Source organism: Rhizobium sp. USDA 4016, assembly GCF_056279705.1.
Map to the genome: position 1 here is coordinate 885,758 of NZ_JBWCCY010000002.1, position 22,282 is coordinate 908,039.

The window sequence follows — 22,282 nt, forward strand, 5'->3', positions numbered from 1 at the left end:
TATGGATTTCAGTAATGGTCGGATTGCGAGAAGGTGCGGGCGAGCTCCGCCTGGCCCGCCGTCAGGCCGCAATCCACAGGCAAACAAACCCCGCTGATGGCTGCCGCCTGCGGTCCGGCTAAAAAGGCAACGGCATTGGCCACATCCTTCGGGTCGACGACCCGCTGGAGCGGATACCATCGCCGTGCCTCCTCGAAGACGTTGGGATTGGCAGCCGCGCGCGCTTCCCAGGCCCGGGTTCTGACCGTGCCGGGGGCGACCGCATTGGAGCGGATGCCGAACTTGCCGTATTCGACGGCCACCAACCGCGTGAAGTGGAGAAGCCCCGCCTTCGCCGCGCTATAGGCCGGATGCCCGAAAACGTTCATGCCGTTGACGGAGGCGATGTTGATGACCGAGCCTTTCGAGGTCTTCAGCATGTCCTCGACGGCGCGAAAGCATAAGAATGCAGCTTCGAGGTTGAGGGCATTGTCCATGCGCCAGATGGCAGGCGTGGTATCATGAAGGCTGACAGCACGTGCCGCGCCGGCATTGTTGACGAGCGTCTGCAACTGTCCGAGTTCGGCGCAGCGCCTTGCAAGACGAGAAACGTTCTCCTCGCTGGTGACGTCGCATCCGGCGGCAACGAAACGGCTTTGCGGACCAAGCGCGGCGGCAACGGCTGCGGCCGCCTCCAGGTCGATGTCGGCAAGCAGGACGATGTCATGGTCATCGGCGAGCCTCGCGGCGATTGCAGCGCCGATGTCTCCAGCAGCTCCCGTCACGATAGCGACCGATTGCGTCATGCTTCATCCTTCCTTTTGCACGTCCTCAGTCTCCGAGGAGCTGACGGTCGTCGCCGTCGCGGTGCGCGACCAATTGTTGCTTGATACGTCTTAGCGTTACCGCCGCCTTCGGCTGGATGGCATAGGCGACAAGGCTCGCGATGATGTCGACGGTTGCGATATAGGCGATGCGGGTCGAGGTGGGGCGGAATATATTGTTTCCTTCCGGCAGGTCGATCGGCACCAAGATCTCGGCCGCCGCTGCCACCGGGCTTCCGGTCTGCGTCAGTGCAATCGTCGTGACTTTGGCTTCGCGCGCCAGCCCGAAAGCGCGAACGAGCTCGGCATTGCGCCCCGAAAAGGACGAGCCGATCAGCACGTCGCCCGCGCGCGCTGCCGCCGCCATCATCAGCTGCATGCTGTGGTCCGAACTTGCCGTGATGCGCAGTCCTAGGCGAAAGAGGCGGTTCTGGAATTCGTCGGCGATCATCGAGGAGTTGCCACCCGAACCGAAGGCATAGATCATATCCGCCTTGGCGATCCGGTCGGCGGCGCCTTCGATTGCGGCGATGTCAAGCGAACGGTGCAGGAGGAACAGCGCGTTCTGGGCCTTGGTGATGATGTCCTGCGCAACGTCGGCGGGATCACTGCTTTTGGACTCGGGCTTCAGATAACGGACGCCGATATGCGCCGTGCGGGCGAGTTGGACCTTGAAGTCAGAGAAGCTTTCGCAGCCGAGACGGCGGCAGAAGCGCGTGACGGTCGGCGGCGAGACCTCGGCCTTCTCCGCAAGCTCGATGATGGAGGCGTTCACGGCAAATTCGAAATCGTTGACGATGATCTCGGCAATCCGGTTCTCCGAGGGAGAGAGGCGGCCCTTGTCTTCCTGCAATGTGGAAAAGATATCCAACCGATCCTCCCGGTGATGGCGTCCTTACTGGTCTTTTTTCTTATAGGCGACGCAATCGATCTCCACCTTGCAATCCACCATCATTGAAGATTGCACGCAGGCGCGTGCCGGGGGGTGCTCGCCGAAATATTCCTGATAGATCTTGTTGAACGTCCAGAAATCGCGTGGGTCGTCGAGCCAGACGCCGACGCGCACGACATCCTCGACGCCGTAACCGGACTCTTTGAGGATCGCCAGCACATTGGCAATTGTCTTATGCGTCTGGGCGATGATGTTGCCCTCGACGATCTCGCCGCTTTCCATTGCAACCTGACCGGAAACATAAAGCCAGCCATCGGCTTCGACGGCGCGCGCAAACGGCAGAGACTTGCCGCCGGCGCCGGTTTGAACAGTGCCATAGCGCTTGATGGACATTCCGGATCCTTGCAAATTATTTTCTTGATAAGTTGACAAGTGACCATAGAAAGCAGAATTTGGCCAGCGAAAAACGCAATTTATGAAAAGAATTTAAATAAAGGGCGAACATGCGCGATCCTTTCAAGAATCCCTTCCCTTCGTCTGACACAGCCCGGCATTCCATCTGGGAGATGCTCGTTCCGCGCGATATCGACGCGTTTTTGGCTGCCGATTGGTCCATGGTTGAAAACGACTTCGTGGAAGATGGTTTCATCGGGATCGATGGTCGCAAGCAGGTGAGCCCGGACAAATGGCGTCTTGCCTTTCCGACGCTTGCCGCCTATCGCGACGAATGGCTGCGGCAGGCCAAGGAATTTGGCAAGGAAAGCCTGGCGGAGGACGCGCGCACCGCGATCTTTTCGACGACCACGCTGGAAGATATCGAGATCGAAGGCGACACGGCCCTGGTGCGCAAGAAATTCGATGGCGGCATCGCCAAGACCGACGGCAGCCGCGATGTCATGCAGTGGCAGACGCTCTATTACTGCCGGCTTCACGAGGGGCGCTGGAAGATCTGCGGGTTCACCGGCTATCTGCCGAATCCGATGGGTTGAAGCGGTGTCGACAACATAAAAGGCCAATCATTTGCGCATTTTCACGGCGGCTCTGGCGACCGAGACCAACACCTTCTCACCGATTTGTGTCGACCGGCGGGCTTTCGAGGCTTCGCTTTACGCACCGCCGGGACAGCATCCAGAAACACCCACACTTTGCACCGCGCCGATCACCGTCGGCAGGCGGGTCACTGCTGCAAAGGGCTGGGAGCTGATTGAAGGGACGGCAACCTGGGCGGATCCGGCCGGGCTCGTCAACCGTTCCACCTATGAAGATTTGCGCGACGAGATACTGGCTCAGCTTAACGCTGCAATGCCAGTTGACGCGGTGGTCCTCGGGCTGCACGGAGCCATGGTGGCGGCGGGCTACGAAGATACCGAAGGCGACATCCTTGCGCGCATCCGCGAGATCGTGGGACCCGATATTCTCGTCTGCGCCGAACTCGACCCGCACAGCCATCTGACCGCCAAGCGCGTGGCGGCCCTCGACTTCGCCGTCTACTTCAAGGAATTCCCGCACACGGATTTCGTCGACCGCGCCGAAGATCTGTGGCGCATCGCCGTCGATACGCTTGAAGGCAGGATAAAGCCTGCCGTTTCCGTCTTCGATTGCCGCATGATCGACGTCTTCCCCACGTCGCGCGAACCCATGCGCTCCTTCGTCGACAAGATCATCGAGATCGAAAGGGACGACCCGGATGTCCTGTCGATTTCCGTGATCCATGGCTTCATGGTCGGCGACGTTCCCGAAATGGGAACGAAAATGCTGGTGGTTACGGATGGCAAGCCGGAAAAGGGGGCAGCGCTTGCCCGCGACCTCGGGCTCGAGCTGTTCTCCAAGCGCGGAACCTTCATGGCACCTCAGATAAACGAGAAGGAGGCGGTCGCGCGTGCTCTGGCCGCCACCGCCTGGCCGGTTGTCATCGCCGATGTCTGGGACAATCCGGGCGGCGGTACCGCGGGCGATGCCACGGTCATCCTCGAAGAACTGATGAGCCATGGGGCGACGGATACGGCGATCGGCACGATCTGGGACCCGATGGCGGTGCAGATCTGTTTTGCGGCAGGGGAGGGCGCTGAGATTCCGCTCCGCTTCGGCGCGAAATCGGCGCCCGGCACCGGAAATCCGATCGATGGTACCGTGACGGTCGTCAAGCTTGTGAAGGATGCCGATATGCAGTTCCGCGAGAGCCTGGCACCCTTCGGCGATGCCGCTCATGTGGTTCTCAACGGTATCGACATCATCTTGAACTCAACGCGTGCCCAGAGCTTTGATGCCAGCCTCTTTACGGTCATGGGCATTGATCCGACGAAGAAGAGGATCCTGGTCATCAAATCTACGAACCACTTCTTCGCGTCGTTTTCGAAGATCGCCGCCGAGATCCTCTATTGTTCCGCGGGGACGCCTTATCCGAACAATCCGGCCAAGACGCCCTATCGCCGGGCACCGAGAAATATCTGGCCGATGATCGCCGATCCTCATGGAAATGAACGCGGAGCCGCGTAGATGCAGGAAAACCGGTTTGCCGTTGTCGCCGAGGTAGGCGACAGGATTGCGGATCTTTCTACGCCGCGACCGATCGTCGATGAAGACCGGCTGGCGGCAAACATCAGCCGGGTGCAATCCTACATGGATGCAAACGGCCTGCGTTTCCGTCCGCATATCAAGACCCACAAGATCCCGGCGCTTGCCGCAGCGCAGGTCGCCGCCGGGGCCAAAGGCATCAATTGCCAGAAGATCTCCGAAGCCGAGGTTTTTGCCGCAGCGGGCTTCGAAGACATCCTCATCATGAACCTCGCGGATACCCCGGCGTTCAGGCCGGGGAGGACGCGACCAGTCAGGGCCCCTGATTGCAAATCGCACGCCCTTCTCTGAGTTCCTTTTAAACCTTCCCATAGAGTGCGCCAGAAGGTCCGCGAGACGTCCATAGGACGGGCGTGGCGAGGCATGCTACTGCCCGATAGATCATGACGAAGGGTCGCCTGCCACGGTGCGGCGCTTTCGTCGATCCGCGGACGTCATCGTTGCGCACCCGAAGCGTCGACCTTCTCTGCGAGCCAGATCTTGATGAGCGACTGATAGGGTACGTCGCGTTTGCCGGCCGCGACCTTTATCCGTTCAAGAAGCGCGTTCGGTAGCCGCAGCGAGATCGATGTCGAGGATGGCTTCAGGTTCGGCAAGCGCACGCGCTCCGCCTTGCTCCAGTCGATATGATCGTCGGAATCCTGGCTTTCCCAGAAAGCCCGTTCTTCCGCTTCCGTCTTGAATTCCGGTACTGGCTTAAGCGTCTTGCTCATAATAGCTCCGCTCCTTGCGGCTCATATCCCGGGCCGAGATCACCGGTATCTTCGTCGCGTTCTGCCGAAGCGTGAAGGTGACATGAAGCAGCCTTCCGTCGTCGGTGCGCCCAAGAGCGTGGATGCATTGCTCTTCGGCGCTATGCCTTGCGTCGGGAACAATCAGCAGTGGCTCGTTGAAAAACACCTGCTCCGCTTCTGCCTGGCCCACGCTGTGCTTTTCAGCGCTCTTGCGGGCGTTTCCCGCGTCCCAGTCGAAGCCCGTTATCCGCTCCCAATCAATCATCAATGTATATTGGCATAATATACACTGATTTCAAGGGCGAGACAGCGAAGGGGAAAAGCGCTTGAAGGCTTTGGCCGAAGCCTATCTGATTACCAACGATCCCTCGCAGGAGGAAGAAATTGCGTTGCCGATCTTCCAGCGCATCACGGTGCCGGATGACGCCGATCTTGCCCGTCGCGGGCTGCGCTACATGCGTGACATGGGCATGTGGCCGAACGGCCTGGCCATTCCCGAAAGGGCAATCGAAACCACGATCGACCTGATGATCCAAGCGGGCTTGCTAGACGAAGGCACACGGATGTCGGCCGTTGGTGTCTTTGATGCTGGCGTGACGCGTGGGTGGGGCCTCTCAGTCGCTGAGGCGAAAGAAACGATCGTTTCTCTTCTGCGACCGAAGGTCTCGCCACCATTATGAAGCACTGGTCTGTACGTGTCGTGCCGCCCTGGATGAACGTTCAAACGAGCGGATAGCAGCGCGAGAGAGCGGCGATCAGTCCCTCGGGCTCACATGGCTCCCAAAGCAGCTGGCCTGCGGACAAGGCGGGGCTCGAGCCAGGACTTAGGTCTTAAGCGAAGGGTGCGATCAGACCAAGGTCCGACGTCTAGTCGCGAAGGAGCTGCTACAGTGCGGCTACACGCAAGGCGCGCTGCCGCCACGTTTAGATCGGGGAGGCTCATGTCCCACGGTATCATCACCGAAATTCGCGATGCGCGGAAAGAACTGTTGAGCCTTTCAATCAAGGATCGCGAGCGTCTTGTTCGCCGGATTGTGGATGAACTGCACGCGGTTCGAACGAGCGACTTTTCCGACAGCCCGTTTGCCAGCAGCACGGGCCTCGACTACCTTGTTGCGCGCACTTACGACACGATCCCGGAGATAGCGCGGATGGATGACAAGAATTTTGGAATGGTCCTCGACCAGTTCGTTGAGCTGCTCGAGACGATTACGAGCATCGTTCGCCTGCCGCCGACTGTGCTGCACTAAGGCGAAGTGTCAGCGCAGCGAATGACGGGGACGTCGTTTTTATAGGCGCGCGCGTTATGCTGACGGAGTTCTCATGGACGCCTACACTAACCACTATGTCGAACTTAGCAGCCGCCTTCGCTCGGCGCAGGCCTTTTGCGAATTTCTGGCATCCGGCGGAAGGGTATGGGACCAGCCGGATGGCGCAGCCTGGCGCGATGTTACGGCCGAGACTGTGCAGCGCGAGCTTCGAAAGGTCAGAGCACTGGAGACGCTCCGGCGCCAACTTTATCCTGATGTTGCCGCTGAGGACGGTTCGCCCTTTCGCCATTGATGCCGAAGCCGAGCTGGCGGACGCGGACTCAAACCAAGCGACGCGATCTCCATTTTAGGGCTATGGCCGACCTTGCGTAGTTCTGACGGCCTGGCGATAAGCTGAGGCGTGCAAGCCCCTGAGCGTCACGGAGAGCGCGTCACTTGATGATGCAGAGCCTGTTGCACAAAGACACGGCTCGGCGCCTTCTCTGCCGGATCACCGAGCACCATTAGTGCAAGAACGATAGCTGCGATGGCCGCTGCGATCACCGCGAGTGGAAATCCCATATCACTAGCCTTTGCTTCGTCGCATAAGATGGTCTTCTCTTGCCCCCCGGCGGACTTGCCGCCGGGGGAAGTCGGGGCCATTCAGACAATGATGTAGACGATCTTGAACGTCGAGGGTTCGACGATGATGATCCTGCCATCTGCCAGGATGAAGAAGCGATAGCCTTCATATTGCGGGACGATCTTGACGATCCGCGGCGGCAGCGGCTCAAGTCGGATCGTCTTTGGTATGGCTGTGCCAACTTCAACCGTGAAGTCGACTTCGCGAACCGGCTCGACATTGACTTCCTTCACGACCTGCTGGATTTCAGTCTTCTGTTCGACAGAGATGTTGACATCGGTTTCAGTCTTAGTGGAAGTGGATTGACCGGACGTTCCCGTCGACGTGCCCCCACCCGTCGTGCCAGCGTCGCCCGATCCTGTGGCGTCAGACGGCTTATCGGATGTGGCTTTTCCATCAGGCGAAGTTGTTTCACCGGAGCTCTTCGTCGAACTCTTTCCGCTCTCGCTGCCGGATGCAGGCGCCTGCTGCGAAGTGGATCCGTCGGCAGGTTTCGTTGTGTCTTGCTGTTGAGTGGTAGGCTGATCAGTACCTTGCGAAGATGAGCCGGATGTTCCCGTTCCTCCGCTATCGGGTTGGACAGTTGTGGCGTCGCCCGTTCCTCCGGACGGGGCTTCTTGACCCGAACCGTTGCTTGGCGCTTCTGCGCCTGACGGCTGCTGCGATGTGCCGGATTGCGGCTGCTCGCCTTGCGTCGTGCCCTTCTTGGGCAATATCGGAGTTGCATCCTGCGCGGCTGCGGAAAGCAGACCAACTGGCGACGCGCCGAGCGCGAGCGAGGCGATCAGGACAGGTAGGATCTTGCGGTTCATAGCTTTAACTCCCTGGCCGAGGACGTGCTGCGCCAGAGGGCGTCGCAGCACGACGTCCTTGTGGTGTCGATTTGGTTTGAGTTTGCAGGTTGGACCCGGCATGCCGGATCCAACCTTGTCGTCAGTTGACGATCTGGATGACCTTGCGCGAGGAAGGCTCCACGATCACACGCTGGTCGTTGACCACAGCGTAGGCGTATGTTGGGTCATCGGGCACCGGAGTGACTACGACGGCCTCAGGCAGCGGCTGTCCGACGACAACCTTCTCCTTTATGACGACGGTGCCTGACGGAGGAGGCGCTTCGCGCACATAGGTCACAACCTTCGGCGGCGGCGGATCGAGTAGAGTCCCAACGACCGCACCTGCTGCGCCACCGATTGCGGCGCCGGCGGGACCGCCGACGATTGCGCCTGTGGCTGCACCGCCAACCGCGCCGTTAACCGTCGAGGATCCTGCAAAGGCAGCACCCGACATGAGGGCGATCGCAGTGGTAGAGACGAGAATCTTGCTAAACATTTTCTTCTCCATTTCCGTGGCTGTCTTGGCAGCCTCACAGGTGAGCAAACGACAGCACAACGCAGCAGTTCCCTCCATCAGACCATTGGCCTGAAGCACTCAAGACTTTGGTCTGATTGAGTTCATTTGCGGCAGCTGGTTGGTCTCCGTCACCTGCGATCAAGTTTAGCGGACACGCAAGTTAATTGATGCCGGGGAGATGTATCTTTTCAGAGCAACCACAATCTTCATGGCGAGAGTTCCATCAAGGTGTTTGAGCGACGGCTTTCGGGTGTATTGCGGCGGGGTTAAGCAAGCTCAGCATGGTTGGTTCTCCAACACCCCTGAGACTCAACAAAAAACCCGCCGAAGCGGGGGCAAGCATTTCACGAAACATATTGCGACAAGGGCTCGTCTAATGAGAGGTCGAATGCGAGTCCAAGCCATCAGCTGAGTGCCAAGGGTCATGCCCGCAGCACTGCAGATCACGCAGATTCAGCGACTGGTGGGTATATGAAAAGCGTGATCGCCATAAACATCCAGGCGAAGATAAAGTTCCGAGACAAAAGAAAAAGCCCCTGCTCGTGATCGGCTGCTCCAGACCACCGTCTACAGGTCGATCAGCGCGATACCGAGGTCTTCGCGCTTTCGGCGGCGGAAGCCGACTGCGCTTTCGCGGATGATGATCTCGAGGGTAGGATGAACGGTGCCCTTGATAAAATGGCCGCCCCGGGTGGCTCCGTCTGACCGGCCGAGGACCACATGCATGTGGAGGCTGGCCTTGCCGTCGTCGCCGATAGCAATGTCTCCAATAGCACTAAGGACCTCGGTCTGTTCCTCAACCGGGATCTCCTTGTAGTTCTTCGTCGCGAACTCGAAGAAGCCGAGCGTGGCGCTACGGAAGGCCCCGATGGCGGTTAGCGACGCGCCGCCGACCTTTTGCTCCTCGGCGAAGCGCGTGATTGCTTCGAACGCCTCTTCGCCGTCGTCCAGGACCAGCACGAAGTTGCGCTCGCGCCACGGATCACTTTCGTCAAGTTCCTTGCTCTTCATTGGGATTCTCCTTTGAAGAATGAGGGTTTCGTCAATGTCGGTCACGAACACGCTCCGCGTCGCGCTCCTTAACGAGCTGCATAGTGACCAATGCCTCAAGATGTCGAGGTCTCGGCTGTGGCTGAAGCATCTTCTATCCGCTGCACATGTGATAGCGTCAGGGGTCGCGATGCCCGTAGCCGTCGACGCCGTATGGACGCCAGTGACCAGCTCATAAAATGAAGGAGGGACGGCACAAACGTCCGGCCTCTGTGGCGTCTCCGACGGCACCGACCTGCGCCGACCAGCGTCGATCATCTCGTCCGCGCTTATCGGCTGCGTGGGAAGCTTTGCTCCTGACGCAGGCCGTCCATGTCCTGGCTCTGACGAAGTTCGCGGTCGGCTGGATCCTGTCCCTCGGCGACCGTTCGCTGATGACCGGTCGGAAGGATGTCGTCGCGCATATGTTCGTCCACGCGAACTTCCTCATCGAGCTCATAGGCGCGCACGCGCGAAGGCGTAGGTTCGCCGCTTCTCATGTAGTGACCTGCGACCGTAGCAGACCCCGCGGCGGCGTCGGCTTCGAACACATCGTCGCGAGAGCCGGAGACCTGCTGGTCGCGATTCGCTTCCCCGAGACGGTTCCGATCATATCTCGCCTCGACATATGTCTCGTTCGGCTTCAGGACGTTCCAGCCTTCGCTGCGCCAAAGGTCGGCGCGCTCGTCCATGTCGATTGCTCCTTCATCGTCGAGTATGTCATGGGCCGTGTCGTAGGTGGCCTCGTCCACCGAAGCGGACACCAGGAAGCCACCGCGTCGAAGTCCTTCGGCATAGACGACACGGTCCTCGTCCGGAAGGAGCCAGTCTCCGAGTTGAGGCCAGAAACCTCCGCGATCGTCGCTTTCGACATTAGCCTTCTCGGCATCGGCTTCGTATCCCGGCATCAGCCGGACGTGGGCGACGCCTGCCTCTTTGAGGCGCTCGACGGCATCCTCCGCTTCGCTTCGAGAGTCAAAGAACGCAGTCAGCATGCTTTTTGCCGGTTCGCCCGAGACCGCGGGGTCGCTTTCATTGTAAAGATTGCTCATGTGATCCTCCGATTGCTGCTCTTCCTGCGAACGGTCCGAGCCCGACAATGTTCCAGACGGCGCAGTCCAAGCCGTGGGTTACATGCCTGCCTCGTTCACTTTCCGAAGCCTGAAGAAATACCGGCACGAGTCGCCGCGCACGCACATCATCCCGACTAGTTCATCATGTCTTACAAGCCGGAAGTGGTCCACGATGGGCTGCTTGTCGTAGATCATTGCCGCGCTTTCGACGTGTTCGAATATTTGGAGCGTTATCGAAGCTGTCGTATCTTTTGCGCGCAACGCCTGCTGAAGGTGCAAAAACAGCTTCCGAGCAACAGCCGTTCGTCCCAACGGTGCCGCCTTGATCGCGAGCCCGATGGGGATATAGCGGGGATCAATCGACACAAGCCGTCCGGGCCGCCGTTGGAAGAGCAAAGCGTCCGCCCGCATGTCGGCATGGAAGCGCTTTCCGAACCAGTGCAAGTTCTCGAGGACGCCGTCCAGCGGATGTCCCGACGGAAGGCCGACGCCTTTCCAAAGTCCGATCATGTCCTTCGGTTGGACAGGCTCCAGTGACCGCAACCAGGAGGCCATTTCCTGCTGCTGGTCGCCTCGCATGGAATCTCGTTCTCGGATGCTCATCTCGATCAAATGAGAAGAAGGTCCGGAAGTTCCACATTCATGGAGCCTCGCGCACTTCAAGGTGGAGCGCCCACGCAACGGCCCAGAGGGAAAGGGCGGTCGCGCACCTGATCGCGCAGCAGCTCTTCGACTTGTCTCGTGACATGGGTTGTCCGACCCCGACAGGGACTTCAATCTGCACCAACCACCGGGACCATGGTCGGTTAAACCTGCTGCCCCGGGAGAGAATGCTACGAATAGGCGACATTCGAATGCCTCGCGACGGTTCGCCAGAAGGAAAACGTATGTCTTGGATCACAACGGGCTCGTCCTTCGGTATCAATCGAAGGAACGGACGCCATGCGGTGGTTCTGATGCAATAGGGAATGCCAATAATTCGCCGATATCATCACCCTGATGCTGCTGATTTTCTGGCCGAGGACGTACTTTCGGACGCCCATCTCGCCAAGGCGGGCGGTTGCCTTTTTTTCAGTGCTTCGTTCTGTGCATGCCGTCAGTTGCCGACCCACTTTCATCGACGCACTTCCAAGAACCGTCTTTATTCTTCTTCCATTTACTCCCTTCCTCCAGAGCGGCCATGAGTTTCACTACCAGTTCTGGATCATCACCTTCTGGCACCATCCCAACTCTCATTTCAAATTTCGGTTTCTCCGTAATATCAACCCAGAACTTGTGCCCCTCGAACTCAAGGACAGTTTGGCCTGCTGGCAGTTTTGTTATCAGAGACACGAGTGGTTCCTCCCTTTCATTTAAGGCATCTCTAATACTGCCATAAAATCGCCAGTGGGAGGAGTCTGACCTTCTTTTGTACAATGAGACCCGAACCGTCGGAATTGGGGAAGTTGGCAGCGCTTCTTGCATCGACCTGATCCGACAAAATATTCTGATCTCAATCACTTATCTGGGAAAGTTAGGATTTTAGCCGAGGCACTTGCGTGAGACGCTATTCCACCCGCATCCACCTGCATCGGGGCATTTCTTTGATCTGGGATGGACGTGTTACCAACCAGCATAACGGCTCGATGGCATGTGCAACCAATGTTGATCATGTCAACAAGGCATGCAATGCGATGGCGGCAACAAAAGTGATAACGACAAGCCAGGCAATCTTCATGGCTTGGCGATTGGCTTTTTCGAACACGCGGAATCGTGCCCCTCGCTTCGGGCGAAGGCGATGTGGCCGAACGGGAGCGGCGCTGGAGCGGACGCTCTTCTTCTTTCCTGACGTCTCGGCCTCCCTTGAAACAAATTGCGACAACCTGCTTCTAATGCCGCAGAGGACGCGTAGGTTCCCGGTAGACGAAGATCTCGTCCGCTGATCTTGCAGCATCATCCGGCCCGATGAAGCCGAACGTTTGTTTGAACCGATAGCTGCCGCAAACTCCCCTCGCTCAATTGGCGAGAAGCATGGAAGACGCCTGTTGGATCCATTACAGGCCGACGGCTCACGGATCCGCTGACGACATTCATTCAGTCAGTATCTGCGGGGCGGAAACTGGAATTACGCCATGCGCCGGATTGATGTGCCCATCTGGCGCTTAATGCCAGACGGGCATCTTGATTAACGCGTCGCAAGCAACTCCCGAAGTTGATGGGGTTTATCGACGCCGAACTCAAACCACATCACCAACTCCCTTGCAGCCTCTTGGGACTCCAAGTTCAAAATGTCGTAGTGGCGACTGTCGCACCATTCCTTGAGCAAACCGTCCAGCATGTCTAGATCGTTTGAAGACAGCACGCGTTTCTTCAAGGCCACTTTGTGTGACATTCTATTTCCTCCCAAAAAATAGTACTTTTACCTGCTGTTGACCCCAGCGCGTATGACTTTAGTCTAATGTTTCTTTCTCGAAAATACACTTCGGCATACTTTAACGTTTTGACGCTGTAACTGTCTGTTTGGGCGCAGGAATTTTTTACCGAGTGGCATGACGGCCGACGTAATCTCATCGCTGCGGCCCAGCCTGTCCGCGACGGCGCGCTCCGCTTTACATTCCTTTACATTTGCCCAGAACACTCGAAACGTTGCCCTGTTAGCGTACCTTCATTGCAGCAGGTGCTGCGCAGTGAAGGAGACTAACGATGGAAAACGAGGACAAGAATTTGGCGAGCCCGACTTTCGGCGAACCAGCCTCGAAAGGATGGGGGCGGCGCGCCGCGATTGGCGGCGTGGTAGCCGTCGCTTTAGTCGGCGCGGCCGGTTTTGCAGCCGCGCGGAGCGATGTTTTCGGCTTCGGGATGGGCGGCCACATGATGCACGCACATATGGGAGGTGGCGGCTTTATGGAACACCGAATCGGCTCCGTGCTTGACGAAATCGATGTGACATCCGAGCAGGAAGACAAGATTTGGGAGATCATCGACAAGGCGCGCGATGAGATCGGGCCGACTTTCCGGGACTTTCGCGAGACGCGTGAGCAGGTTATCGAACTCCTCGGTGCTCCTTCTATAGACCGGGCGGCCGCCGAAAAGCTACGCAGCGAGCGCGTCGCGGCCATCGACGCGGCCTCGCGCAAGATGACGACTGCTCTGCTCGACGCCGCCGCAGTTTTGACGCCGGAGCAGCGCGTTAAGCTCGTCGAGCATTTGAAAGAGCGCAGGGGTCGCGGCCGGTGGTAAGGCTAAGTGGGCCGAGCGACTGAACGGAGGGCAAGTAATGGCGCAACGGGTCTTGATTGTTGACGACGATACGCGCCTCTCCGCCATGCTCGCTGACTATCTCTCCGGCAACGGTTACACCGTCCACGCCGCGGCGACGGCCGCGGCGGGCCTTACCGACCTTGGCCGCCTTATGCCGGATGTCGTGATCCTCGATGTCATGCTGCCGGACCTTGACGGCTTCGAGACCTGCCGGCGCATGCGCGCGGTATCGGACGTGCCGATCTTGATGCTCACGGCCAAAGGTGAAGAGACAGACCGTATCGTCGGGCTGGAGCTTGGAGCCGACGACTATCTGCCCAAGCCTTTCAATCCGCGCGAATTGCTGGCGCGTCTGAAGGCGATCCTGCGTCGCCGCAACGGGAGCGCAGCGGTCTCGCGCGTCCTGCGCTTCGGACGGTTGGAGATCGATCCGGGATCCCGCTCGGTCAGGATCGACGGCGATGAATGTGTCCTGACCAGCTACCAGTTCGACCTGCTTGTGGCGCTTGCCGAAAATGCCGGGCGCACGCTGTCGCGCGAACGGTTGATGGACACGGTCAAGGGCGAGGAGTTGGATGCGTTCGACCGCTCCATCGACGTCCATATATCGCGCATCAGGGCGGCCATCGAAAGCGATCCCAAGCATCCGAGGCGCATCATCACCGTGCGCGGCGCCGGCTATGTCTTCGCCCGTTTCCAGGACGAAGAGAGATAGCGATGCGCAGCCGGCTGTTCCTAAAAATCTACCTGACGCTGCTGGCGAGCCTTGCAGCGGTCGCGCTCGCCAGTGCGGCCTTCGTGTGGCTGGGGCAGGGAGAGGAGGAGTCCAGCTGGCAGAGCCAACGCGCGCGGTTCGTCGCCGCACTGATTCCGCCCGACATGGACCTGCAGTCGATCGAGGCGACGCTGGAGCGGTTTTCACGCGCATTCGACGCTGACATTGCAGTTTACGATCCGCGCGGTAGGCTGATCGCGAGCGCCGGCCAGCCGCTTCCGCGCGACGTTCTCGAGGGGCGCTGGCGCCACGGCAGAGGCAGCTTTCACACCGTGGTGACGAAGTTGCCCGACGGGCGCGCGGTGGCAGCGCGCATGGCGCGGCCCTTCCGTCCGTCCGGACGCAATCCGCTAACCTATCTGGCGTTGATCGCCGGCGTCATTGGGCTTGCCGCCTATCCGGTGGTGCGCCACCTGACCAGCCGATTGGAGCGGTTACGCAGGGGCGTGGATGCCTGGGGGAGGGGCGACTTCGTGGCGCGTGTACCAGCGGACGGCAGTGATGAGGTCGCGGCGGTCGCGAAGAGCTTCAACAAGGCCGCCGATCATGTCGAGCGATTGATCAAGTCAAACCGCGCTCTGCTCGCCAATGCCAGCCACGAATTGCGCTCGCCGCTTGCGCGCCTTCGCATGGCGATCGATCTCTATGAGCAGGCGCCGGACGAGAACCGCAAGGAGGAGATCGTGCGCAACCTCGCCGAACTGGACACGCTCGTCGAGGAGATTCTGTTGGCGAGCAGGCTCGACCATGTCGAAAAGCTCGATGCGCCCGAGTCGATCGACCTCTTGGCTCTTGTCTCGGAAGAAGGGGCGCGCCACGGCGTCGAGGTCGTTGGCACGCCCGCGACTGTCATAGGCGATGCGCGCCTGCTCGGCAGGCTCGTGCGCAATCTCATGCAGAACGCGTTGCGCCACGGCGTCCCTCCCGTCACGGCCAGTGTTGCGCAGGTAGACAGTGCGGCGGAACTCAAAATCCGTGACCAGGGCCCGGGCATACCGGATAGCGAGAGCGTCCGCGTTTTCGAGCCGTTTTACCGGCCCTCGGGGCGAAGCGAGGCCACGGGCGGCTGGGGCTTGGGATTGGCGCTGGTGCGCCAGATCGCCGAGCGCCATGGCGGTGCAGTCCGTTACGAATCCCCGTCGGGCGGCGGCGCCTGCTTCGTCGTGACACTTCCAGCGCATCGGGCCGCCCGAAAGATCAACTGATGTGTCCGCAATGCCGCGTGGCGCCACGGCAGCGAACTTGATACCGGCGATTGCGAAACCATTTTCGGTTCGCAGCGACTGCGCGTCTGCAACGCAACGGGGGCAGCTCACTCGATACGACCGCTGCGACCTTGCTTACTTCTCAAGCATGCTTCGCGGCGATCTTTATCGCACTTCTGGCTCTCATGGTGCGTCATGACGATCCAAGAAGCGCCGGCATAACGTGGCTCACACACCGTCCTTGACGCGCTCCCACGCATTTTTCAGATGCCGTCCAAGCGCCTCCGACAATGCCGGCTTATTGCGCTGTTCCAGGGCGACGATCATCTCTTCATGCTCGGCAACTGCGGCAGCCCATTTCTCAGGACCTTCATGACCGACGAAACGGATGCGCTTCAGCCTCGTTTGCAACGTCGTATGCATGTTCGAGAGCGTTGTGTTGTGCGCCATCTGGACGATTGCCGTATGGATGGCCTGGTTGAGCTTGTAGTAGTTCAGCCGGTCGCCCGACCTGTATTTGTCCAGCATCTCATCGTGAAGAGCGCGAACATGGGCGATTTCCTCGGCGGAGCCGACCTCGCATGCGAGCCGTCCGGCTAGCTCCTCCATTGATTGCAACACCGTCAGCATGTCCTCCACATCCTTCGGACTGAAGCGCTTCACGACTGCTCCGCGACTGGGGACGAGCTCGACGAGCCCTTCGCTCGCCAGATATTTGATTGCCTCACGCAACGGGGTCCTTGAAACGCCAAGCTGCTCACCGAGCTGGCCTTCATGGATACGGCTTCCCGGCGCGAGATTACCCTCGATGATCATGTCGCGCAGGTGGTTCACAAGCGTGTCGTGCAAGGCTGTCCGCTGCAGCGGCGCAACGCTGCTGACATCACCCGTACCCACGTTGACTGAGTTCATCCGGACCACGCTGATTCTCCATGAGGGCGCTCGCTGAGGTCACCTAATGAAACTCCGCGGCGATCAAGTCAATGAAATATTCTGCATACAGCATGCGGTACTCTTGATATTGAATGCCAAACCGGTGTATCTGCTTCTTCGAGGAGAAACATGTGGAGAGGTTCATGATCAAAGATGGCGCAACCGAAACGCGTCCAGTAATCGCCCTTGCGATGGGTGATCCGGCCGGCATCAGTCCCGAACTTACCGCGCGCATCATCGCCCTTCCGGAAATCCGCGCGGCGGCGCATCTTGTCGTGATCGGCGACCGTCGTATTCTCGAGGGCGGAGCCAAGGAAGCGGGCCTCGACTTGAACCTTGCCAGCGCGCCGCTCGACAATTTCGAGCAGGCGGGTAAGGATCGCCACGTCTTCATCGACCTTGCGCATCTCAATCCTGCCGACGTGGTACGCGGCGAGGCGACACTTGCAGGCGGCACTTTCGCCACGACGAACTTCCGCACTGCGCTGAAGCTTGCTGACAGTGGCCGAGCGCATGCCGTGTGCTTTACCCCCTTCAACAAGAAGGCGATGCGTTACGCCTATTCGGGCTACGACGACGAAATCCGTTTTGTTGCCGACGTCATCGGTTTCACTGGCAAGGCGCGCGAATTCAATGTTCTCGAACGCGTCTGGAACGCACGTGTGACTTCGCACATACCACTGGCGGAGGTTGCGTCGGCTCTGTCGGTGGAGGGGATCGTCGCCGAGCTCGCTTTGACGCAGGCATGCCTGAAGAGCGCCGGTCACGAAAACCCGAGGATCATCGTCGCGGGCCTCAACCCGCATGCTGGTGATGGCGGCAACTTCGGGACGGAAGAGATTGAGATCATCGAACCGGCCGTGGCAGCCGCGCAAAAGGCCGGTCTCGACGTCGCAGGCCCGTTCCCTGCCGATACCGTCTTTCTGCGCGCACTCAAGGAAGAGTTTCACGCCGTCCTGACCATGTATCACGATCAGGGTCAGATCGCGATGAAACTGATCGGTTTCGACAAAGGGGTGACCATGATAGGTGGCCTGCCGTTCCCGCTGTGCACGCCGGCCCACGGCACGGCCTATGACATCGCTGGAAAGGGCATCGCCGATGTAGGCGCCAGCCGCGAGGCGCTGCTTCTGGCGGCGCGCATGGCCAGGAGGGCTGCAGCACTGTCTGCTGCGGCCTGACTTCAGAAATCTGCAGCATCGCCCGGCATGGAGGAGGGTTCGTGCCGGATGAGTTCAAAGGAGGAGTAACGATGAAGAAGCCTTTTTCCATTGCATGCACTATCCTGGCGGCGCTAAGCGCGGCTACCCAGGCATTCGCATTCGAGCCGAACCGCCCGGTCGAGTTCGTCGTCGCCTCGGGCGCCGGCGGCGGCACCGACAACTTCGCTCGCACCATCCAGTCCATCATTACGAAGTACAAGTTGATGGATCAGTCGATGGTCGTCCTGAACAAGGGTGGCGGCAGCGGCGCGGAAGCGTTTCTCTATGCAAGGCAGAACAAGGGCGACGCGAACAAGCTCTACTTCGGAACGAACAACGCCTATCTGCTGCCCCATGTGGCGAAGATGGCCTACTCGACCGAGGATCTGACGCCCGTTGCAGCTCTTGCGTTTGACGAATTCCTGATCTGGGTAAAGTCCGATTCCCCATATGGGAAGCCTACGGACCTTGTTGAGGCCGCCAAGGCAAAGCCTGGAACGGTTGCCTTTGCCGGCAGCCAGTCCAAGGATACGGACGAGACGCTTGTCGCCCTGATCGAACAGCAGACTGGCGCGAGCTTCAAGTACGTGCCGTTCAACGGCGGCGGCGAAGTCGGCGTGCAGCTGGCCGGTGGTCACGTGGCTGCAAACGTCAACAACCCGAACGAGAATGTCGGCCAGTGGCAAGCTGGCGCCGTGAAACCTCTCTGTGTCTTCTCGTCCACGCAAATGGCAAAAAGCGAGCCGATCCATGACGGCAAGGGCTGGCAGGATATTCCGACCTGCATCGAGGCCGGGATTCCGATCGAATCCTACAAGATGCCGCGCACTGTCTGGACTGCAGCCGATGTTCCGGAGGATGCACTCGCCTACTACACCGAGGTTCTTCGCAAGGTGAGCGAAACCTCCGAATGGAAAGAGTATGTGCGCAAGACGTCGCAGACCGGTGATTTCCTGACCGGCAAGGCGCTCGGCGAATTCATCGCGACCAGCGAGACGAATGCCGTCAAGGTCTTCAAGACCGAAGGCTGGCTCGTCCAGTGAGATGATCGGTCCGGCGGGCGCCGACGGACCGATTCTTTCTCATAGGGAGGATAGCAAATGCACATTAAACGCATCCACATGGAGCTGGTCGCCGCGACACTGACCGCAGGGATCGGACTTCTTGCTGCGACGGGCTCGCTCGATCTTGGAGTCGGTTGGGAAAGCTCTGGCCCGCAACCTGGTTATTTTCCCTTTTATGTCGGGCTGATTGTGCTCCTGGCGAGCGTAGCCTCCGCCGCGCAGACGCTTTTTGCGCTCCGACGGCACGGAGAAAAGCGCCGTGAGATCTTCCTGGAGGCCGAACAGGTCAGACGTCTGGCCTCCTTTTTCTTGCCGATGGCGGTTTTCGTGGTCGTTGCCATCCAGCTTGGCCTTTACGTCGGCAGCGCGCTCTATCTCTTCTACGTCGCGTGGAGACAGGGAAAATATCATCCCTTTGCAGCCGTTTCCCTTGGTCTCGGATTTGCCGTGGCACTTTATCTGATTTTCGAGATCGTCTTCCAGATCCCGCTGCACAAGGGTCCGCTCGAAAACATGTTCGGCGTTTACTGAACGACAGGGAGGCTTCGATGGGAAATTTTGGGCTGCTGCTGGACGGATTCCAGATCGCTTTGACGCCCTACCACATCATGCTCATGGTGGTGGGCGTGATGCTTGGCTTGATCGTCGGCGTACTGCCGGGCCTTGGCGCGCCGAATGGCGTGTCGTTGCTCATTCCGCTGACGTTCTCGATGGATCCGGTGTCGGCCATCATCCTGCTCGCGTCGATGTACTGGGGTGCCCTGTTCGGGGGATCGACTACCTCCATCCTCTTCAACATTCCCGGTGAGCCGAGTTCGGTCGCCACGACGTTTGATGGCTATCCGATGGCCCGCGCAGGCCAGCCCACGCGCGCGCTGACACTTGCCTTCATGTCGGCGGGCATCGGTGCGCTTGCCGGGGTCGTTGTCATTACGCTTCTATCTTCGTGGGCAGCAAGCTTCGCCTTGCGTTTCGGCGCACCGGAATATTTCGCCGTCTATTTCCTTGCCTTCTGCGCTTTCGTCGGGATGGGCAGCGCTGCTCCGTTGAAAACGGTGGTTTCGTTGGGACTTGGTCTTCTCTTCTCGACAGTTGGCATGGATACCGTCACCGGATCGCTTCGTCTGACATTCGGGCTTGACGTGCTCATTGGCGGCATCAGCTTCCTTGTGGTCGTCATCGGACTTTTCGGAATTGGAGAAATCCTCGCGACGGTCCAGGACGGCCACAAATTTCGCGGCCTCTCGTCAAGGATCGATCTGCGCGACGTGCTCCGCACGATCGCTGAACTGCCCAGATACCTCACCACAGTCATCCGCTCCTGCGCGGTCGGGATCTGGATGGGCATCACTCCGGGTGGTCCAACTGCGGCGTCATTCATGAGCTATGGCATCGCACGGCAATGCTCCAAGCCGGGCCAGGCCTTTGGCAGCGGGCGTGCGGAAGGTATCGTCGCGCCAGAAACGGCCGATCATTCGGCGGGAACGTGTGCGATGCTGCCGATGCTGGCGCTCGGCTTGCCGAGTTCGGCGACAGCTGCCGTAATGATGGGAGGACTGATGATCTGGGGCCTCACGCCCGGACCGATGCTCTTCACAACCAAGCCCGATTTCGTCTGGGGCTTGATCGCCAGCATGTATGTGTCGAACATCGTCGGCGTAATTTTAGTCCTTGCCACGGTGCCGATGTTCGCAGCGCTCCTGCGCATTCCGTTTTCGATCATCGGGCCAGTCATCGTCGCGATCTGCTTCGTCGGCGCTTATACTGTCTCCAGCGAGACGTTCGACCTCTGGCTGGTGCTCGTCTTCGGCGTCCTAGGCTTCGTCTTCAACAAGCTTGAATTCCCGATTGCCCCGCTGGTGCTTGCCATGGTGCTTGGCCATAAGGCTGAAAATGCCTTCCATCAATCGATGATCATCTCGGACGGCTCCCTTGGCGTTTTTTTCTCTAATCCGCTTGTCGGGACCATCACCACGCTGGCGCTGGCGCTCGTCGTCGTTCCCCAGGCCGTCAAACTGCTCTCCCGGTTGCGGCGACGGGGTGCGGCAGGCTCGGCCCACTAGGGCCGGCCGCCGCTTTTTCTTACGAGGTTGGAGTCATCATGAACTACCATAGCTACTTCCCCAAAGGCGCCGCCCCCGTTGAATGCTGCATCGTCGGCACCGGTGCGTTCGGGCGCAGCTTCCTCGGTCAGAGCCGCAGAACGCCGCTCGTCAGCACGCGTGTCGCGGTCGATCTTTCCGCGAAAACTGCAGTGGCCGCACTCCGTTCGATCGGGGTACCTGCCGATGAAATCGCCCTTTGCCGGACAAAAGAGGAGGCCGCGGCTGCCTGGGTCGAGCATCGGTTCATCGCAACGGACAACCTTGAGACAGTGCTCGCTCTACCGTTTACCGTGGTTGTAGAGGCGACTGGCCATCCCGAAGCCGGCGCGCGGCATGCGCGCCTCGCCATCGATGCCAGCAAGCATGTGGCGCTCGTGTCAAAGGAGGTCGACAGCGTGGTGGGCCCTGGTCTCGCTGCGCGGGCACGCCGCAACAATGTGCTGGTAACACCTGTCGATGGCGACCAGCCAAGCCTTCTCATGGGGCTCATCAGCTGGGCCCAGGTTCTCGGTCTAAATATAATCGCTGCCGGCAAATCCAGCGAATACGACTTCGTCTTTGATCCGGCCGAAAACATGCTGACCTGCAACGGCACGTCGCTCTATGCTCCGGAGTTTGCCGCATGGCTCGAGCTGGGCAGCCTGGCTGCCCCGGATGTCGCCGCGGGCAGGGCGCAGGCGGCAGCGGCGCTGCCTCAGAGGACGGTGCCCGATCTTTGCGAGCTGACCCTTGTTGCCAATGCAACCGGCTTCACGGTGGATCGGTTGGATCTGCACGCCCCCATCGCACGGATCGGCGAAGTGGCAGACTTCTTCTCTGCGGTGGAGGAGGGTGGTCTGCTCACTCGCAAATCAACTCTAGACGTGTTTCATTGCCTCCGTCTCCCTGGCGAAGTCAGCTTCGCCGGTGGCGTCTTCGTTACAGTCGAATGCAACGATGCGGAAACATGGGCCATGCTTGCTGAAAAGGGCCACGTGGTCAGCCGGTCGGGCCGTACCGCAATGCTCTATCTACCGCGCCACCTCCTGGGAGTCGAAGCGGCAAGCAGCATCCTGGAAGTCGGCCTCAACGGCGTGTCGAGCGGGGCCGAGGCGCCGAAGCCGGTCATTGACCTCATCGCCCATGCCGATGCCGACCTGTCGGCGGGAACGCTACTTGCGGCAAGCGGTCATCATCATTCGATCACCAATGTTTCGGGCAGAATGGTGCCGGCGCAGGCGATGTCGGCCGAAAGTCCGGTGCCTTTTTATCTCGCCGCCAACCGCAGGCTGGTTCGGCCGGTATCGGCGGGAAATCCGATCCTATGTGGTGACGTCGAAATCGATGGAAGTTCCGAGCTGTTGAGGCTGCGACAGGAGCAAGACCGCATATTTTCGCATGACAACGGCGCGATCGCAGTCGGTTAAAAGC

27 protein-coding genes and 1 pseudogene are annotated in these 22,282 nt (G+C 59.5%); 14 read left to right on the forward strand and 14 right to left on the reverse strand.

All coding sequences use genetic code 11. The annotated features are described in order from the left end of the window. Positions 1-8: 8 nt before the first annotated feature. Genes ACZ9DP_RS05255 through ACZ9DP_RS05265 form a run of 3 tightly spaced genes read right to left on the reverse strand, consistent with a single transcriptional unit; the run spans position 9 to position 2,088 of the window. Positions 9-785 (reverse strand): SDR family oxidoreductase, encoded by a 777-nt coding sequence (locus ACZ9DP_RS05255; RefSeq protein WP_476200620.1) that lies wholly within the window; start codon positions 783-785, stop codon positions 9-11. A gap of 25 nt (positions 786-810) precedes the next feature. Continuing rightward, entirely contained in the window at positions 811-1,674 is an 864-nt protein-coding gene (locus ACZ9DP_RS05260) for a MurR/RpiR family transcriptional regulator (RefSeq protein ID WP_476200621.1), read from the reverse strand. A 24-nt stretch (positions 1,675-1,698) separates the two neighbouring features. After that, entirely contained in the window at positions 1,699-2,088 is a 390-nt protein-coding gene (locus ACZ9DP_RS05265) for a RidA family protein (protein WP_074072347.1), read from the reverse strand. A gap of 110 nt (positions 2,089-2,198) precedes the next feature. Here ACZ9DP_RS05265 and ACZ9DP_RS05270 point away from each other — a divergent pair, with 110 nt between their 5' ends. The 3 genes and pseudogenes from ACZ9DP_RS05270 to ACZ9DP_RS05280 form a co-directional block, all read left to right on the forward strand. Beyond that, positions 2,199-2,684: a hypothetical protein gene (locus ACZ9DP_RS05270; RefSeq protein ID WP_194730791.1), complete on the forward strand. Its 486-nt coding sequence runs from the start codon at positions 2,199-2,201 to the stop codon at positions 2,682-2,684. 31 nt (positions 2,685-2,715) lie between these two features. Beyond that, a complete protein-coding gene (locus ACZ9DP_RS05275) occupies positions 2,716-4,191 on the forward strand; it encodes a M81 family metallopeptidase (protein WP_476200623.1) in 1,476 nt (491 codons plus the stop codon). Then, a pseudogene (locus ACZ9DP_RS05280) lies at positions 4,192-4,473 on the forward strand (alanine racemase); the annotation flags it as partial. 230 nt (positions 4,474-4,703) lie between these two features. Here the strand turns inward: ACZ9DP_RS05280 and ACZ9DP_RS05285 are convergent. Together ACZ9DP_RS05285 and ACZ9DP_RS05290 are read right to left on the reverse strand one after the other, a co-directional pair. Then, positions 4,704-4,982, reverse strand: coding sequence for a BrnA antitoxin family protein (locus tag ACZ9DP_RS05285; RefSeq protein WP_476200624.1), 279 nt, complete (start codon positions 4,980-4,982; stop codon positions 4,704-4,706). Continuing rightward, positions 4,966-5,268, reverse strand: a complete 303-nt coding sequence (locus tag ACZ9DP_RS05290; RefSeq protein WP_476200626.1) for a BrnT family toxin — start codon at positions 5,266-5,268, stop codon at positions 4,966-4,968. Before ACZ9DP_RS05290 ends, ACZ9DP_RS05285 begins: the two co-directional genes overlap by 17 nt. A 61-nt stretch (positions 5,269-5,329) precedes the next feature. Here ACZ9DP_RS05290 and ACZ9DP_RS05295 point away from each other — a divergent pair, with 61 nt between their 5' ends. From ACZ9DP_RS05295 to ACZ9DP_RS05305, 3 genes are all read left to right on the forward strand, one after another. After that, positions 5,330-5,683, forward strand: coding sequence for a hypothetical protein (locus ACZ9DP_RS05295; protein WP_476200628.1), 354 nt, complete (start codon positions 5,330-5,332; stop codon positions 5,681-5,683). Positions 5,684-5,944: 261 nt separating this feature from the next. After that, positions 5,945-6,253, forward strand: coding sequence for a hypothetical protein (locus ACZ9DP_RS05300; RefSeq protein WP_074072339.1), 309 nt, complete (start codon positions 5,945-5,947; stop codon positions 6,251-6,253). Positions 6,254-6,326: 73 nt separating this feature from the next. Next, on the forward strand, positions 6,327-6,566 hold the full coding sequence (locus tag ACZ9DP_RS05305; RefSeq protein WP_283072748.1) for a hypothetical protein: 240 nt from the start codon (positions 6,327-6,329) through the stop codon (positions 6,564-6,566). Positions 6,567-6,691: 125 nt separating this feature from the next. On the opposite strand, the gene ACZ9DP_RS05310 is transcribed toward ACZ9DP_RS05305, so the two are convergent. From ACZ9DP_RS05310 to ACZ9DP_RS05345, 8 genes are all read right to left on the reverse strand, one after another. After that, entirely contained in the window at positions 6,692-6,835 is a 144-nt protein-coding gene (locus ACZ9DP_RS05310) for a hypothetical protein (RefSeq protein WP_239603454.1), read from the reverse strand. Between the two features lie 81 nt (positions 6,836-6,916). After that, entirely contained in the window at positions 6,917-7,708 is a 792-nt protein-coding gene (locus tag ACZ9DP_RS05315) for a DUF1236 domain-containing protein (RefSeq protein WP_194730816.1), read from the reverse strand. A 121-nt stretch (positions 7,709-7,829) separates the two neighbouring features. After that, positions 7,830-8,225: a DUF1236 domain-containing protein gene (locus ACZ9DP_RS05320; RefSeq protein ID WP_074072336.1), complete on the reverse strand. Its 396-nt coding sequence runs from the start codon at positions 8,223-8,225 to the stop codon at positions 7,830-7,832. A gap of 588 nt (positions 8,226-8,813) precedes the next feature. After that, positions 8,814-9,257 carry a PPC domain-containing DNA-binding protein gene (locus ACZ9DP_RS05325; protein WP_074072335.1) on the reverse strand — a complete coding sequence of 148 codons (444 nt, stop codon included), beginning with the start codon at positions 9,255-9,257 and terminating at the stop codon, positions 8,814-8,816. 308 nt (positions 9,258-9,565) lie between these two features. Beyond that, on the reverse strand, positions 9,566-10,327 hold the full coding sequence (locus tag ACZ9DP_RS05330; RefSeq protein WP_476200631.1) for a hypothetical protein: 762 nt from the start codon (positions 10,325-10,327) through the stop codon (positions 9,566-9,568). Positions 10,328-10,405: 78 nt separating this feature from the next. Then, complete coding sequence (locus tag ACZ9DP_RS05335) at positions 10,406-10,951, reverse strand: GXWXG domain-containing protein (RefSeq protein WP_476200633.1); 546 nt, start codon at positions 10,949-10,951, stop codon at positions 10,406-10,408. Positions 10,952-11,419: 468 nt separating this feature from the next. Continuing rightward, complete coding sequence (locus ACZ9DP_RS05340; protein ID WP_040115879.1) at positions 11,420-11,680, reverse strand: hypothetical protein; 261 nt, start codon at positions 11,678-11,680, stop codon at positions 11,420-11,422. Between the two features lie 832 nt (positions 11,681-12,512). Beyond that, positions 12,513-12,719: a hypothetical protein gene (locus ACZ9DP_RS05345; RefSeq protein WP_074072331.1), complete on the reverse strand. Its 207-nt coding sequence runs from the start codon at positions 12,717-12,719 to the stop codon at positions 12,513-12,515. Positions 12,720-13,030: 311 nt separating this feature from the next. Between ACZ9DP_RS05345 and ACZ9DP_RS05350 the strand changes: the two genes are divergently transcribed. Genes ACZ9DP_RS05350 through ACZ9DP_RS05360 form a run of 3 tightly spaced genes read left to right on the forward strand, consistent with a single transcriptional unit; the run spans position 13,031 to position 15,568 of the window. Then, positions 13,031-13,567 (forward strand): Spy/CpxP family protein refolding chaperone, encoded by a 537-nt coding sequence (locus tag ACZ9DP_RS05350; RefSeq protein WP_194730820.1) that lies wholly within the window; start codon positions 13,031-13,033, stop codon positions 13,565-13,567. A 37-nt stretch (positions 13,568-13,604) separates the two neighbouring features. Continuing rightward, positions 13,605-14,303, forward strand: a complete 699-nt coding sequence (locus tag ACZ9DP_RS05355; RefSeq protein WP_372419572.1) for a response regulator — start codon at positions 13,605-13,607, stop codon at positions 14,301-14,303. A gap of 2 nt (positions 14,304-14,305) precedes the next feature. Continuing rightward, positions 14,306-15,568 carry a sensor histidine kinase gene (locus ACZ9DP_RS05360; RefSeq protein ID WP_476200635.1) on the forward strand — a complete coding sequence of 421 codons (1,263 nt, stop codon included), beginning with the start codon at positions 14,306-14,308 and terminating at the stop codon, positions 15,566-15,568. Positions 15,569-15,796: 228 nt separating this feature from the next. Here the strand turns inward: ACZ9DP_RS05360 and ACZ9DP_RS05365 are convergent, their stop codons facing one another. Beyond that, entirely contained in the window at positions 15,797-16,480 is a 684-nt protein-coding gene (locus tag ACZ9DP_RS05365) for a GntR family transcriptional regulator (RefSeq protein WP_476202202.1), read from the reverse strand. Between the two features lie 164 nt (positions 16,481-16,644). Between ACZ9DP_RS05365 and ACZ9DP_RS05370 the strand changes: the two genes are divergently transcribed. The 5 genes from ACZ9DP_RS05370 (at position 16,645) to ACZ9DP_RS05390 (ending at position 22,278) form a co-directional block, all read left to right on the forward strand. Further along, positions 16,645-17,682: a 4-hydroxythreonine-4-phosphate dehydrogenase PdxA gene (locus ACZ9DP_RS05370; RefSeq protein ID WP_194730823.1), complete on the forward strand. Its 1,038-nt coding sequence runs from the start codon at positions 16,645-16,647 to the stop codon at positions 17,680-17,682. 71 nt (positions 17,683-17,753) lie between these two features. After that, on the forward strand, positions 17,754-18,746 hold the full coding sequence (locus ACZ9DP_RS05375; RefSeq protein ID WP_476200636.1) for a Bug family tripartite tricarboxylate transporter substrate binding protein: 993 nt from the start codon (positions 17,754-17,756) through the stop codon (positions 18,744-18,746). Positions 18,747-18,803: 57 nt separating this feature from the next. Beyond that, positions 18,804-19,298: a tripartite tricarboxylate transporter TctB family protein gene (locus tag ACZ9DP_RS05380; RefSeq protein WP_183927207.1), complete on the forward strand. Its 495-nt coding sequence runs from the start codon at positions 18,804-18,806 to the stop codon at positions 19,296-19,298. A gap of 17 nt (positions 19,299-19,315) precedes the next feature. Beyond that, positions 19,316-20,830 carry a tripartite tricarboxylate transporter permease gene (locus ACZ9DP_RS05385; protein ID WP_074072324.1) on the forward strand — a complete coding sequence of 505 codons (1,515 nt, stop codon included), beginning with the start codon at positions 19,316-19,318 and terminating at the stop codon, positions 20,828-20,830. 38 nt (positions 20,831-20,868) lie between these two features. Then, the gene (locus ACZ9DP_RS05390) at positions 20,869-22,278 is read left to right on the forward strand and encodes an NAD(P)H-dependent oxidoreductase (RefSeq protein ID WP_476200637.1); all 1,410 of its coding nucleotides are present in this window, start codon (positions 20,869-20,871) and stop codon (positions 22,276-22,278) included. Positions 22,279-22,282: the final 4 nt, after the last annotated feature.